The sequence below is a fragment of the Vitiosangium sp. GDMCC 1.1324 genome, from assembly GCF_003044305.1.
Taxonomy (GTDB): Bacteria; Myxococcota; Myxococcia; order Myxococcales; family Myxococcaceae; genus Archangium.
The window spans coordinates 110,466-124,554 of the sequence record NZ_PZOX01000030.1 but is presented as its reverse complement, the minus strand read 5'-3'; the positions used below and the strand labels follow the sequence as shown (position 1 = coordinate 124,554).

Sequence of the window (14,089 nt, the reverse complement as noted above, 5' to 3'; positions counted from 1 at the left end):
TCATCGACTCCCTTGCATGACGCCGCTCGCCGCCCCTTTGGACGCCAGCTGGCGGAACACTTCGTAGTACTTCTGGCGCGCTGTTTCGATGGAGAAGCGCTCCTCGACGCTCTGGCGGCACGTACGCGCCAGGCGTGTGCGCTTCGCGTCCAGGCTCAGCGCGCCACGGATGTCGCGCACGAAGCCGTCCACATCCGTGGGCGGCACGAGGAAGCCCGTGCGGCCCGACTGGATGACCTCGGGCAGCGCCCCCACCTTCGACGCCACCACCGGAGTGCCCAGCGCCAACGCCTCCAGACACACCAACGGCAGCCCCTCCACATCCGAGGGGATGACCACCACGTCCGCCCGGCGCAGGTAGGGCTTCGAATCGTCCACGATGCCCAGCAACTCCACGCGGTTGCTCAACGCGTGCCGGTGGATGAACTCCTCCACCTCCGGCCGCTGCGGCCCATCACCCGTCATCGCGAAGCGGACGTGCGTGTCGCGCCGCATGCGGCGGACGATCTCCACGAAGCGCATGACGCCCTTCTCCTCGGAGAAGCGGCCCGAGTACAGGACCAGACGCTCGCCCGGCGCCAGCGCCAACCCAGGCAGCCCATCGGCCTCATAGGGCACCGCCTCCTGCGAGAAACGCTTCATGTCGATGCCGTGGTAGATGACGCGGATGCGCTCCGGCGACTCACCTCCCCGCAACAGCGCGTCCCGCACCTCCTCGTTGGCGACGATGTGGAAGTCGATCTCGCTCGCGTGCTTGCGGTTGTTCGCCAGGTGCCCCACCGTGTTGTACAGGTGATCCACCACCCGGACGTGCGGCAGCTCCTTGCGGATGCGCGGCAGCAACGCGTACGTCTGCGGCGAGCCGACGATCATCAGCACGTTCACCTGGCGCGTGCGCAGCAGGTGGAGGATGGCCTCGTCGTGGGCGGAGGCGGGCAATTCCCTGGACAGCTCGAAGACATCATCGGTCAGGCGCTGGAAGGCGCCCGCCGAGCTGCCCATGCTGGGAGGCGTCTCGATGGTGGAATAGACGGTGAGCCGCGCATCCTCCTGCTCGCGGGTGGCGAACACCTGGAGCATGAGGCTGTCGGAGCCGCCCATCACCATCCACGGCTGGGCCAGGGCGATGCGCAGCGGGTTGCGCACCGGCAACAGGCTGCGCGACAGGTCCGGGCTCGGCGGCTTCGCCTCGAGCGGCAGGGTCTGCTCACGAGAGACGCGCGCCACGCGGCGCGGCCCCAGGTAGCGCCGGTGCTTCGCCAGCGTCTTGCGGTAGGCCTGCTGCAGCTCCGGCCTGATCGCGTCCGACAAGCTGTTGCCGTGGATGCGGTAGAGCATGAGCGGCTCGCGGATCTTGTACCCTCGCGCGCCACGCTCGGCGAAGCGCAGCCAGAAGTCCCAGTCCTCGATGGAACCGTCCTTGTTGCTGCCGTAGCCGATGTTCTGCGACTTCCACGTCTCGTAGCGGAACATCGCCACGGTGGACACCGTGTTCGTCTTGCTCAGGTTGGCCAGCGTGAACTCGTCCGCCGTCTCCCACACCCGGTTCTCGCGGCCGAAGAGCTGTACGGAGGGATAGACCACGTCCACGCCCAGCAGCTCGAACGCCATCACCGCCTTCTCCAGGTACGTGGGCTCGAGCTTGTCGTCCGCGTCCAGGAAGGTGATGTATTTGCCACGCGCCAACTGCAGCCCCGCGAGGCGGTTCTCCCCCACCAGCGTGGGCTGGGGCTGGAAGAGCTTCCGCACCTTTGGATGGTGCAGCGCCCGCACCTGCGCCTGGGTGGTGCCGTCCGTGGAGCCTCCCTCCACGAGGATGATCTCGAAGTCCTGCAGCGTCTGCCTGTCGAGGCTCGCCAGCGCGTCCGGCAGGAAGCTCCCGTAGTTGAAGCAGGGGATGATGACCGACACGAGCGGCTGGGTCTCCGGCCAACACTCGCGCCTGGTCTCGTAGCGCCGCACGCCGAACACGCCCTGCTCTACCTTGCGGTAGAGCGACGTCACCCCATCCACCAGGGGGTTGGGATCCGGCAGGCGGCGGAGCGGCTGCTCCAAGGCGATTTCCAGGACGTGCTCACCGACCTGCCGCATCGGATGCACCACCTTCTGGGCGAGCCACGTGCGAGTCTGCTTGGGCACCGCCAGCCGCGCCATGGCCAGCGGCAGCCGCCAGGCCCGCGTCGGCTCGTCCTTGATGTCCACCAGCTCCTGCGCGAACTCGAAGGCGCGGTGCGTCTTGTAATTCCGCACCTCCTGCTCACGGTCGCGGAGCTCCGCCTGAAGCCGATCGTTGGTGGATTGGAGTTGCAGCAGCTTGCGCTCCATGTCGCGCAGGCGCTCCTCCCTCATCTGCACGGCCTCCTCCATCGCCAGCTTGCGCGAGGAGCGCCGGCGCTTGACGGCCGGCTTGGGCTTGGGCCTGGCGGGCGCGACCTTCTGGCGCAAGGGCAGCACATCACCCAGCGGCGCGTCCGACAGCTCCTCCGGTGCCGGAGATTGTGCCCCTCCCTGCACCACGGTGGCGTCCAGCGATTGCTTGCTTCCCTGGCGATTCATGACCATTCTCACTCACCGGCGGCACACCCGCCCCCACCCCGGAGGGGATGGCGAGTGACACGGAGAGGAATCGGGTCCAGCCAACCGCCGCGTTCTGCCGCGGGAGATCCGGCCCTACCCACATGCCCCGACGCGGCCCAGCTCCCCGACCCGGCTGGCCGCGCGTGTGTTACGGGATCGGTGCTGTGGTGTCAAGGCAACCCACCCCAGTAAGCAGGCTGCGCGGAGCCCCTGTTCCAAGACCTCGAAACCGAGTGGCAAGCCCCTCGGGACCGCGCGGAGAGACCCCTGCGCGGCCCTGTTCCAGCACTCAAGGACAGCCCCTCATCTTGGACGAGGAAGGCCCCGGCATCACCGGAGATCAGACTGGAATTTTCCAAGAGGAGTGGATGCATCTGCCTCGATCCGCTGGCAGCTCATGCATTTCTTGAGTTGTAGTCCAAGTACTCCCATATTGATGTGGGGGAGCGGCACGGCCGGGTGCTCGTTCAAAGAACGCGAAATCGCTCAATGACAGTGCAAAACACCCGGTTGTTGACCCTCCTGCCGGAACTGGCACTGGGAGGACTGCTGCGGCATGCGTGCGGTCTGACGAGGCAGGACGAGTTCCACCCAGCCAGCGGCCCAAGAGCGTGGACCCGGAGTGAGCTGAGCGGCCGGGCATGCGGCGCCGCGTCGCCCCTCCAAGCGAAGAGGTTCCACACGTGATCGCGTCCGCCTCTCCGCAACCCGATCCTTCGGGCACGGCAATCGCGCCCCCCCGGCCGCCAGAGGGGACGCGCTTTGCCCTGCCGCTGCTCGGAGCGCTGTCCCGGCGGGAACTGCTGCTGTTCGCGAGCACGTTCTGCCTCCTGCTGATGACCTGGACGCCCAGGCTGTCGCAAACGTTCTACGCGGGGGACGACTATGGGATGTCGCGGGTGGAGGGGCCCCAGGAGATACGGGGGTTGATGCTGGGCCAGGGGCGGTTCGGATTGGCCCTCGTCCTGTGGTTGCAAGATGAGCTCGGGGCTCCCTATAGCCACACGGTCACCCTGTACACCTGGATGGCGCTGCTGTTGATGTCCCTGGCGAGCGTCCTGCTGGTCCGGCTGTGGCGGTTGACAGACGAAGGCTGGCTGCCCTTCGTCGTCTGCCCCCTGGTGTTCATCCACCCCTACTTCGCGGAACTGTGGGCGTTCAGGGGCATGCCGGGTCTGGCGTGCCTGTCGCTGGTCCCGGCGATGCTGGCCACGGAACGCGCCCGCCTTCACGGGTGGAAGGGGCTGCCAGGAGCAACGCTGCTGCTCGCCGTCTCCTTCAGCGTCTACCAGACGAGCTTCAACGTCCTGGCGGCGGTCATCGCGGTGGGGGCACTGCTGGCGCTGGGACGGTCGGAGGGAACCAGGCTCGAGGCGCGTCGCGTCCTCCAGGAGTGGTTGCCGATCGCGTGCCTGCTCCCCCTGGGCAGCCTCTGCTACCTGCTGGTGAACAAGGCGGTGCAGCTCATCTTCCGGCCGCCCACGCTCACGCGCACGGCGTTCCTGGACTTGAACGACGCACCGGAGCGCCTGAGGGCCCTGGATCAGCTGTTCACGCACGTCATGCTGCACGACCAGGTCTTCAGCACGCGGCTGTTGACCGGACTGCAGGTGGCACTCGTCGTAATCGCGCTGATGCTCACCGCGGTCCAGGTCTGGAAGCAGCGAAGTCCCACCAAGGGCGCGTGGATGTTGATTCTCTCCTGCATCAGCGTGCTGGCCACCGTGGGCCTGCTGCTCCTCCTCAAGGAGTGGTGGCCCACGCCCAGGACGCGAGTCGCCTTCGCCTTCGCCATCGGTGGACACCTGGCGCTGGCGTACACGCTCAGCGGCCCCCGCCTGCGCCCCGTGCTGGTGACGCTCTCGAGCCTCCTGCTATGGGGGTTCGCTGGCGTCAACCAGCAGTTGTCGGCCGACCAGTTCCTGGTCAACCGGATCGATCGCACGACCGCCCAGAAGGTGTCCTTCCTGCAAGAGCAGAACCCCGAGCTGAGGGACTTGTTGAAGGTGGGCTTCGTGAACCATCCATACGCGTATCCGGGCACCCGGGTGGATGGCGACACGAACGTGTCGGCACTGGCCATCAGCTGGAGTCACGCCGGGTTGATGCAGGTGGTGACGGGACGCCCCTACAAGCCCATCGACGGGAGAGAGTCCGCGCTGGGAGTCCAGGAGTGCGCCAACGGCCCGAAGTGGCCAGATGAGCGGTCCCTTCGCCACGTGGAGCAGCTCCTCTTCGTCTGCTTCTAGCTCGACCGCCTACGCGCCCGCCCTCCGACAATCCGCGTGAAAACGGGCGAGCGACTCGGCCAGTGCCAGCGGCCGGGCGTGCAGCTCGCGCCGCGCCTTGTCCGTTCGCAACCCCGAGCGCAGGGGGCGCGGCGCGGGCAGCTTCAGCTCGGCCATCTTCACCGGCACGAGCAGTCCTGGATCGAACCCGAAGACCTCGCACACGGCTCGGCCGAACTGCACCCGGTCGACCACCTCGGCCCCGCAGGTGTTCCACACCCCACCCAGCCGGCGCAGGCCCAGCTCGGCCACCATGGCGGCCACGTTCTCCGCGTAGCTGGGCGACACGATCTGATCCTCGAAGAGGCGCACGGGCTGCCCCTTCTCCAGCGCGCCCACCAGCCATGCCCCGAAGTTCAGGCGTCCCGCCACCGGAGGCCAGCCATACACCACCGCCGTCCGCGCAATGGCACAGCCGGGCGCGAGCACTCGCGCGGCCTGCTCACCCATGTGCTTGGTGAGCGCGTACACGCCTCGCGGATTCGGGAGGGCCTCCTCGTCATACGGGCCCGCCTCGCCGTCGAAGACGTAGTCCGTGGAGACATGCACCAGGTGCGCCCCGGCGCGGCGGCAGGCCCGGGCCACGAAGGCCGTGGCCTCCACGTTGGCGGCGAAGGCCCACTCGGGCTCGCGCTCGCACGCATCCACCTCCGTCATGGAGGCGCAGTGGAGGACCACCTCGGGGGATGCGTCCGCGAAGGCGGCGGACACCTCCGGCTCGCGGGTGAGCTCACACGAGAGGTACCGCCAGCTCCCGGTGGCGCGTCGCTCGCCCCGCCCCAGTCCCACCACCTCGTGCCCCTGCTCCACGAGCAGCTTGCACGCCCGGCTCCCCACGAGCCCGTTGGCTCCCGTCACGAGGATCCGCATCGGCTCAACCCTCCGCCTGGAGGCGTCCGCGGTACTGCGTGTCGAAGTAGTCCCGGTAGGCGCCGCTCATCACCCGCTTCCACCAGTCCGGGTTGTCGACGTACCAGCGGACCGTCTCCGCCAGACCCTGCTCGAAGGTGTGCGCCGGCGTCCACCCCAGCTCGGCCTTGCTCTTCGAGGGATCGATGGCGTAGCGCCGGTCGTGCCCCGGCCGGTCCTTCACGAAGCGGATGAGGGACTCGGGCTTGCCCACCAGCGACAGGATCGCCTTGACGATCTCGATGTTCTTGCGCTCGGACCCGCCACCGATGTTGTAGACCTCGCCGGCCCGGCCCTTCTCCAGCGCCAGCAGCAGCGCCCGGCAGTGGTCCTCCACGTGGAGCCAGTCGCGCACGTTGGCGCCATCGCCGTACACCGGCAGCGGCTTGTCGTGCAGGGCGTTGACCACCATCAGGGGGATGAGCTTCTCCGGGAACTGGTAGCAGCCGTAGTTGTTCGAGCAGCGCGTCACCACCACATCCAGGCCGAAAGTGTGGTGCCAGGCCAACGCGAGCAGATCCGCGCTCGTCTTCGAGGCCGAGTACGGGCTGGAGGGCTGCAGGGGTGAGGTCTCCGTGAAGGCGCCGGTGGGCCCCAGCGAGCCGTACACCTCGTCGGTGGAGACCATGAGGAAGCGCTTGACGCCCTGCTGCCGCGCCGCCTCCAGCAGGCGCTGCGTGCCGAGCACGTTGGTCTGGACGAAGACCTCGGGGCCGAGGATGGAGCGGTCCACGTGGCTCTCCGCGGCCAGGTGCATCACCGCGTCGATGGCGTGCTCGCGCATGACCTTGCCGATGAGCTCCCGGTCACTGATGTCCCCGCGGACGAAGACATGACCCCGGTCGGACTCCAGGTCGATGAGGCTCTCGAGGTTGCCCGCGTACGTGAGCACGTCGAGGTTGACGACCTTCCACTCCGGACGCGTCCGGCGCAGGTAACGGACGAGGTTGGAACCGATGAAGCCGCAACCACCTGTGACGAGGATGTTCATGGGGCCTGCCGCGACAGCGAGTCAGAGCCCCGAGTAGCGGAGCCCCATCCGACCGTCAAGACAGTCGCACCGGCGGCCTTGTGCGGCACGCGGTACGGGTTGTAAGGGAGCAGGCGCCTTGAGTCATCCGCGACGAGATCAGCGCTCCGCCGCTCCCCCGCCCCGCGCCATCCACCAGCTCGTTCCCCGGCTCGCCTGGGGCGATGCGGTGGGCAACCAGGTCCGCTACCTGCGCGAGCTGCTGCGCGGCTGGGGCTACGCCTCGGAGATCTACGCGGACCAGTGGGACGAGGAGTGCCGTTCCCAGGTCCGCCCTGCCCAAGATTATCCGCGCGAGGCGGATGCGGACTCGGTGCTGCTCATCCACCACAGCTACGAGTCACGGCTCGTCCCGCTCGTCCGGCGCTCGCCCGGCCGTAAGGCGCTCGTGTACCACAACGTGACGCCCGCCCGGCTGCTCGAGGGGTTCGAGCACAAGGTGGCGAACGGGTGCGTGGCGGCCCGGGAAGAGTTGCTCGCCCTGCGGCCACTCGTCGAACGAGCGTTCGCATACTCGCGCTTCAGCGCCGAGGAACTGGTGGCGGGCGGCTTCCCTCACGTCTCCGTCATCCCCTTCGCGGTGGACTGGCGCGTCTTCGACGTGGCGCCCGACCCCACCCTGCGCGCCGAGCTGGACGACGGCTGCGCCAACATCCTCTTCGTGGGCCGCGCGGTGCCCAGCAAGCGAGTGGATGACGTGCTGCGCGTCTTCACCGCCTACCAGCGGCTGTACCAACCTCGCAGCCGCCTGCTGGTGGCCGGCTACATCAACCGCGACTCGCCCTATGGGGCGTGGCTGCTCGGACTGCGGGACGTGCTCGGCCCGGAGCGGGTGCTGCTGCTGGGGCGGGTGAGCGCGGCCCAGCTCTCCGCCTGCTTCTCCGTGGCCACCGCGTACCTGTCCATGAGTCGGCACGAGGGCTTCGGCGTCCCTCTCCTGGAGGCCATGTACCGGGGAGTCCCCGTGGTGGCCTACGGCGCCGCGGCCGTGCCCGAGACGATGGCCGGTGCGGGACTCGCGACGTTGTCGGGAGATCCCCTCGAAGTGGCTCAGCTCCTCGCGGTGCTGGAGCGCCAGCCCGCCCTGCGCGCCCGGGTGGTGGCGGCCCAACGCGCCCGGCTGCACGGCCTCGAGCAGGACGCGGTCGCCAGCGCCGTCCGCGAGGCCCTGCATCCGCTGCTCGAGGGAACGTCCTCCCGCCCCACCCCTTCTCCCCACCGGCACGCGGTGGAGCTGGTGTGCCCTGGCTTCTCGTTGGCACCGGACGCCCCTGCCTCCCGCCTCGCCCGAGGGCTGGTGGAGCGGTTGCCCCAGGCGCGCGTGCTGACGCTTCACGCGGGTGCTCCCCTGACGTCCACCGCCCCCGAGGTCGACACCCTTGGAGCGGGCGAGGTGTGGCGCTTCAGCCCCGACCTGCCCGCTCCACGAGAGGCGTCTGGCGAGCTGCCGGGCTCCTCGTCCCTGGAGACCGCCGTCTGCGTCTCGGACGCACCGGCCTTCTTCCTCGGCGCGAGCACCCAGGTGGCCCGGGACACGGTGCCTCGCATCGGGGAGCGGGCCTGGGGCATCACCGTCTCCTCGGAACGCCCGGCCGGAGCCCCGGACTACGGCAACCGGTGGCTCACCCTGGATGCGAGCCGCCTGGACGATGCCGCCGAGCACATCACTCGCATCCTCGACTCCCGCGGAGGCCCGCGTGCGCGCTGAAGATCTGCTGACCCGAGAGCCCTCCGCCGAGGCCGTCGCCGCCGAGACCGCCCGGCTCCCTTCCCCTTCCGACGCCACGCTGGCCGAGGTGCGGCGCCTGCTCGAGGTCTCCGAGCGCGCCCCCACCTCGCCGGAGTGGCCGCCCATCCTCCAGGCCCCTCGGAACAAGAAGGACAGCCGCTACGCGGACCCCCCCTCGTCCCATCGTCCCGTGGTGGGCCCGGCGCTGGTGCTCGCCAAGCGTGCCTTCCGGCTCGCCTTCCAGCCCTTCATCAACGAGATGATGCGCCGGCAGGTGGAGTTCAACGAGGCCATCCTCGAGTCGCTCGCCACCATCTACGAGCACCAGAAGGAAAGCGCACGCACCCAGGCCCTGTGGCGCCAGGAGCTGGAGCGCCGGCTGGCCCGGCTCGAAGCGGAGCGCGGCGCGGCGGACGCGCGGCCCGAGCGAGACGAGGCTCGCACCGCGCGGAAGTCGAAGAAGCCCTCGGGTGAGCCCTCATGAAGATCGCCTTCCTGGCAGGCGATGTCGGCAACATCTCGGGTGGGGCCAACGTCATCATCGAGTACGCGTGGAGGTTGCAGGCGCTCGGCCACGAGGTGGTGCTCGTCACCCAGCGGCCGGTGCGCATCTCCTCGCCACCGTGGCACCCTCGGCTGCCGGAGCTGCGCTTCCAGACCTTCACGGAGGCGGCACAAGAACGCTTCGACTTCGCCTTCGCCACGTGGTGGCTCACCTGGTTCGACCTGTGGCGGGTGAACAGCGCTGTCTATGGCTACCTGAACCAGAGCCTCGAGTCGCGCTTCCACGCGGAAGACCACCTCAAGCACCTCAACCGCATCACCTACTCGCTGCCGCTGCTCTTCGTGACCGAGGCGCGGTGGCTCGCCGAGTTCATCCGCACCGTGCAGCCCGCGGGGCGGGTGCTCTACGTGCGCAACGGACTGAGCCGCGAGCACTTCCCCTGTGTCGAGGCCCCCGCGCCGCGCACTGGACCGCTGCGAGTGCTCGTGGAAGGCCCCTGGGGCATCGACTTCAAGGGCGTGGCCGAGACCTTCGCGCTGCTCGAGGAGGCACGTGCCCGGGTGGAGCTCGAGGTGGGCTGGCTCACCTCGAGCGGTGGCGGCCAGGTACCGGTGGTGGGAGGAGTCCCCGTCCGGGTGCACGAGCGCATCCCCATCGACCGCGTCCGCGAGGTGTACCAGCAGTACGACGTGCTGCTGAAGCTGTCCCGCGTCGAGGGGATGTTCGGCCCGCCGCTGGAGATGTTCTCCCAGGGGGGCACGGCCATCACGTACACCGTCACCGGATCCGATGAGTACATGGTGCACGGGGAGAACTCGCTCCTGGTGCCACCGCATGATCGCCGACAGCTCCCGCGCTACCTGGAGAAGCTCTCGGCCTCGCCCGAGTACCTCGAGCGCCTGCGTGGTGCGGCCCTGCGAACCGCCCGGGCCTTCCCGGACTGGGAGACCAGTATCGGGCAGCTCGAAGGTGAGCTGCGCAAGCTCCACGGCGAGGGCCTGAACCATGAGCACCTCCGCCCCGCGCTCGCCGCGATGGCGACGATGAAGGAGCACTGGCTCGACGAGGTCCGTCACGCGACGGAGGTCTCGCTGAATGCCGGCCCCGGCGAGCGGCTGCTGCTCGAGAGCTACCGGAAGCTCAAGCGCAATCCGGCCCTCGATGCCTTGAAGCGGCTGGTGCCGGACTCCCTCAAGCACTCCGCCCGCGCGTTCTTTACCCGGAGGCTGGAATGAGGGTCCTCTCTCCCTCTGCACGGATGAAGGTGGCGTTGCTCGGCCGGTCGGCGTTCGAGCCTCACGTTCCGCGCACGGCGGAGTGGGCCGAGCTCCGGTTCTTCTCCCTCGGCGAGGACGGTGGAGCCACGGCCACAGCCGCGGACGAGGCGCGCACCTGGGGCGCCGAGGCCTGCCTCATCTTCGAGCCACAGCGGCTCGGGGAAGACGTCGTGGCGCGGCTCCCCGGGATGAAGATCGGCATCGTGCCGGCCCCACTCGAGGACTTCGAGTCCTTCGCGAAGCTGTCGACGCTCACGCGTCCGGGGGGCTCGGGGTTGCGCTGGCTCACCTGGCCGGAATCCCCCGTCCCTGCCGAACTGGCCTCGCTCCCGTGGCTGCAGACACTCCCGCTGCCCGTGGACACGCGGCGCTTCACCGAAGGCCCCCGGCTGCAACGGACCGGCATCCTCGTCCCGGAGTGGGCCTCGCCCGCGCCGGCCGTGCTCGAGCGCATCCGTGAGCAACTGCCCGTCGAGCTGCTCCCCAGGGGACTGGAGCCCTCCGCACTGCAGGAGCGGCTGGAGGGCGCGGGCGTGCTGCTCTACAGCTCTGGCGAGCCACTGGGCCGGAACGATCCACTGCCGATGCTGGCGCTCTCGCGAGGTCTACTGCTCATCGCCGATACGGCCTTCCCCGCCGACTGGTACGTGGAGCCCGAAGACGAGTTCCTCGTCCGCAGCGGAGAGGCCATGGTGCGAGCGGTGGATGCGCTCATGCGGAGGCCCGGCTCCTTCCACGCGGTGCGCGTGCGCGCCTGGCAGAAGGTGCGAGAGACCTTCGATGCCTCCGCGCTGTTTCAGCGGCTCCTCCACGACGCCTCGTTGATGAGCGCCGTGGAGGAGCGAGGACCTACCGGGCCCTCAACAGGCTGAGCGTATTGCTCGCGGCATTGGCGGCCACGATGTCCGGTCGGCCGTCGCCATCGAAGTCACCCGTGACCACGGCGTGAGGGTCCTGACCCGAGTAGTACGCGAGCTCCGGCCGGAACGAGCCATCGCCATTCCCCAGCCACACGGCCACGTCGTTGTTCCCGAGGGCCGTGTATTGAGGGGGCCGGGGACGACCACTGCCGATGCCCTGCCCTCTCGCTCCCACGAGATCGAGGAACCCGTCTCCATCGACATCCACCGCCACCAGGCTGGGAAGGAGCCAGGTCTCGGAAGGGGTGATGGCCTGGTCCACGAACGTGCCATCCCCGTTCCCGCGCAGGAGGAGGAAGTCTGGCCCCACGACGAGATCCTTCTTCCCATCCCGATCGAAGTCGCCCATGACGAGCACCTGCGGCCGGTTCGGAAGGCCCATCAGGGCATGGTTCCTCGCGGCCTGGAAGGTGCCGTCCCCGTTGCCCAGCAGCACGCTCACATCGCGGCTGCCATGATTCGCGGTCACGAGGTCGACCTTCCCATCCGAGTCGACATCACCCGCCACCAGGGCCATGGGCTCCGTGCCCGTCGCAAACGCCGTGGCGGCCTTGAAGGTCCCATCGCCGTTGTTCGGCAGCACGCGCACGTCGTTCGTGGCACGGTTCGCGGTGACGAGCTCTGGCTTCCCGTCCGCATCCAGGTCGATCGCCACCAGCGACACGGGCCCCGAGCCCACCGCGACGGAGACCGGTCCGCGGAAGGTGCCATCCTTGTTCCCCAACAGGACGCTCACGTCCTTGCCGTCCTCGTTCGCGGTGACGAGGTCCTGCTTGCCGTCCCCGTCCACATCCGCCGCCACCAGGGCCACGGGCTTCGTCCCCACGCCCACGGGGGTCAGGGTCTGGAAGGTCCCGGTCCCGGAGCCCATCAACACGCTCACGTTGTTGCTGCTCTCGTTGGCGGAGGCAACGTCCAGCAACCCGTCACCGTCCAGGTCCATCATCGCCAGGGCCACGGGACGCGTGCCCGACTGCATGTGAGACGGCATCACGAACGTCCCGTTTCCCCGTCCTCGGAGCACACTCACCCCCGAGGTTCCATAGCCGGAGCCCCGATCCAACGTGACGACCTCCTTCTGTCCATCCCCGTCGACATCCACCCCCTTCGCCGAGCTGGGCCAGGCCCCATGCGACGAAGTGAGGGCGGCCTGGAAGGTGCCATCTCCGTTGCCAGGCAACACGGCGAGGTCACCGGAAGAGGTCGTGACGAGAAGGTCGGGCTTTCCATCATTCGTCAGATCCGAGATGTCGTCGACCCTGGCCGGTGAGGCGACCGTGGGACTGAGCTCGACAGGCTCCTGAAACGTCCCGTCTCCCTGGCCTCGCAGCAGGAAGAGACGTGGGGAGGAGGCGTGCTTCGTGACGAGATCCACCTTCCCATCCGCGTCGAGGTCCCCGAGAACAAAGGAGGACGTGGGGTGGCCGACGATTTCGGTGCTCCGGAAGGTGCCGTCCCCATTGCCAGGCAGCACGCGCAGCTTGTCGCTCGAATCGATGACGACCAGATCCAGGCTCAAGTCCTCGTCGAGGTATGCCGCCTCCACCCGCTCGACGTACACGGGCTCGGAGGAGTCCACGGGGCTCTCGAAGACGAGCACCGGAGACTGGAAGGTGCCATTCCCCTTGCCGAGGAACAGGCTGACCTGCGGGCTTTGGACACGCGTTGTCTTGTTCACCGTGACGACGTCCAGGAACCCATCCCTGTTGAAGTCTCCAGTCGTCATCGACGCCACGGTGAGCTCACCGAGGGGCATGCTCGGCAGTGCTTCGAATGTGCCATCCCCCTTTCCCAGCATCACGTTCATCGCGTGCTCGGTGTAATAGGTAGGAGGAACACTCTCGAAGTACCCACTGGTCGCGAGGTCCAACCGGCCGTCTCCATTGAAGTCGCCCGCGATGATGTCCGAGTAGCCAGGACCCGGGACCAGCGTCGCCTGAAGCTGGAAGTCGCCATTGCCCAGACCTCGCGCGACGCTCACGGCGCCGAACTCCTGCACCATGGCGACATCCCACTTGCCGTCACCGTCGAAGTCCTCGAGAACTCCCTTCAGGGGATAGCCATAGAAGTTCTTCATGGCCACGAAGTCCGGCTCGCACCGGCTCGCGTCCAGGCCCCGGTTGTCGAGGGAGATCGTCTCCGTCCGGGAGGCACCCGCCCTGCCCTCCACCGAGGCGATGAGCCGCAAGCGCACCTCGGCGAGGGTGCCCGGCAGATCTCTCGCGGCATTCCAGAGGAAGACGTGGGGCTGGCCCTCCGGCACGCTGGAGCTGGTGACACCCACCACGCCCTCGTGAACCGAGCTACCCGCCTGCGTGGCGCGCTGGAAGCGCCCCGTCCCATCGGCATCGAATTCCACCCGGACGTCCACCCGCCGCGCGGACTCCTGCCGCACGGAGTAGGCGATGGGAACGCAGCCGGCGCGCTCCCCGCTCTGCCTGGACAGCGACACGACGTCTGGAGGAACCGGCTCCTCGAGTGACACCGGAGCCGAGGACGCGGACTCGGGCCCCTCCTTCTGCTCGTTCGCGGCCCGCACGGTGAAGGTGTACGCGACACCATGCCGCGCCCCCCGCACGACGGCGAGCGTGCTCCCGTCCGTCACCGCGGCCTGTCCACCGGGTGAAGCCGTGACGATGTAGCGGTTGATGGGACTGCTGCCTTCGCGTGTGGGCGGTGCCCAGCTCACCGTGATGACCTCGTCGGTGGCGGTGACGCGCACCTCCCGAGGAGCACCGGGCTCGTCTCGAGTCCGGCACGCGAAAACCATGACCCCCAGCCACAGCAGGAGGACTCTCGCGAGGCCGCGAGAGAAGGTTTGGAGTTGCTGATTCATTGAAGGACACTCCCTTGT

The 14,089-nt window shown here is 68.5% G+C and carries 9 protein-coding genes; 5 read left to right on the top strand and 4 right to left on the bottom strand.

Annotation, left to right across the window (positions count from 1 at the left end; all coding sequences use genetic code 11):
- On the bottom strand, nt 1–2,556 hold the full coding sequence (locus DAT35_RS51325; protein WP_108076811.1) for a glycosyltransferase: 2,556 nt from the start codon (nt 2,554–2,556) through the stop codon (nt 1–3).
- 704 nt (nt 2,557–3,260) lie between these two features.
- Here DAT35_RS51325 and DAT35_RS51320 point away from each other — a divergent pair.
- The gene (locus DAT35_RS51320; protein WP_158502225.1) at nt 3,261–4,826 is read left to right on the top strand and encodes a glucosyltransferase domain-containing protein; all 1,566 of its coding nucleotides are present in this window, start codon (nt 3,261–3,263) and stop codon (nt 4,824–4,826) included.
- 9 nt (nt 4,827–4,835) lie between these two features.
- On the opposite strand, the gene DAT35_RS51315 is transcribed toward DAT35_RS51320, so the two are convergent.
- Together DAT35_RS51315 and rfbB are read right to left on the bottom strand one after the other, a co-directional pair.
- Complete coding sequence (locus tag DAT35_RS51315) at nt 4,836–5,735, bottom strand: SDR family oxidoreductase (protein WP_108076809.1); 900 nt, start codon at nt 5,733–5,735, stop codon at nt 4,836–4,838.
- A 4-nt stretch (nt 5,736–5,739) separates the two neighbouring features.
- Nucleotides 5,740–6,765, bottom strand: a complete 1,026-nt coding sequence (rfbB, locus tag DAT35_RS51310; RefSeq protein WP_108076808.1) for a dTDP-glucose 4,6-dehydratase — start codon at nt 6,763–6,765, stop codon at nt 5,740–5,742.
- Nucleotides 6,766–6,883: 118 nt separating this feature from the next.
- On the opposite strand from rfbB, the gene DAT35_RS51305 reads away from it, so the two are divergent.
- Genes DAT35_RS51305 through DAT35_RS51290 form a run of 4 tightly spaced genes read left to right on the top strand, consistent with a single transcriptional unit; the run spans nt 6,884 to nt 11,187 of the window.
- Complete coding sequence (locus tag DAT35_RS51305) at nt 6,884–8,512, top strand: glycosyltransferase (RefSeq protein ID WP_233262202.1); 1,629 nt, start codon at nt 6,884–6,886, stop codon at nt 8,510–8,512.
- Nucleotides 8,502–9,017 carry a hypothetical protein gene (locus DAT35_RS51300; protein WP_233262201.1) on the top strand — a complete coding sequence of 172 codons (516 nt, stop codon included), beginning with the start codon at nt 8,502–8,504 and terminating at the stop codon, nt 9,015–9,017. Before DAT35_RS51305 ends, DAT35_RS51300 begins: the two co-directional genes overlap by 11 nt.
- A complete protein-coding gene (locus DAT35_RS51295) occupies nt 9,014–10,273 on the top strand; it encodes a glycosyltransferase (protein WP_108076807.1) in 1,260 nt (419 codons plus the stop codon). The genes DAT35_RS51300 and DAT35_RS51295 overlap by 4 nt, the downstream gene beginning before the upstream one ends.
- The gene (locus DAT35_RS51290; protein ID WP_146210219.1) at nt 10,270–11,187 is read left to right on the top strand and encodes a glycosyltransferase; all 918 of its coding nucleotides are present in this window, start codon (nt 10,270–10,272) and stop codon (nt 11,185–11,187) included. The genes DAT35_RS51295 and DAT35_RS51290 overlap by 4 nt, the downstream gene beginning before the upstream one ends.
- Here the strand turns inward: DAT35_RS51290 and DAT35_RS51285 are convergent.
- Complete coding sequence (locus DAT35_RS51285) at nt 11,165–14,071, bottom strand: FG-GAP-like repeat-containing protein (RefSeq protein ID WP_108076805.1); 2,907 nt, start codon at nt 14,069–14,071, stop codon at nt 11,165–11,167. The genes DAT35_RS51290 and DAT35_RS51285 overlap by 23 nt on opposite strands.
- Between the last annotated feature and the right edge of the window lie 18 nt (nt 14,072–14,089).

Bases quoted from the DNA above. Each gene is read 5' to 3' on its own strand.
- DAT35_RS51315 (WP_108076809.1), bottom strand. From the start codon at position 5,735: ATGCGGATCCTCGTGACGGGAGCCAACGGGCTCGTGGGGAGCCGGGCG.
- DAT35_RS51325 (WP_108076811.1), bottom strand. From the start codon at position 2,556: ATGAATCGCCAGGGAAGCAAGCAATCGCTGGACGCCACCGTGGTGCAG.
- DAT35_RS51295 (WP_108076807.1), top strand. From the start codon at position 9,014: ATGAAGATCGCCTTCCTGGCAGGCGATGTCGGCAACATCTCGGGTGGG.
- DAT35_RS51290 (WP_146210219.1), top strand. From the start codon at position 10,270: ATGAGGGTCCTCTCTCCCTCTGCACGGATGAAGGTGGCGTTGCTCGGC.
- rfbB (WP_108076808.1), bottom strand. From the start codon at position 6,765: ATGAACATCCTCGTCACAGGTGGTTGCGGCTTCATCGGTTCCAACCTC.
- DAT35_RS51285 (WP_108076805.1), bottom strand. From the start codon at position 14,071: ATGAATCAGCAACTCCAAACCTTCTCTCGCGGCCTCGCGAGAGTCCTC.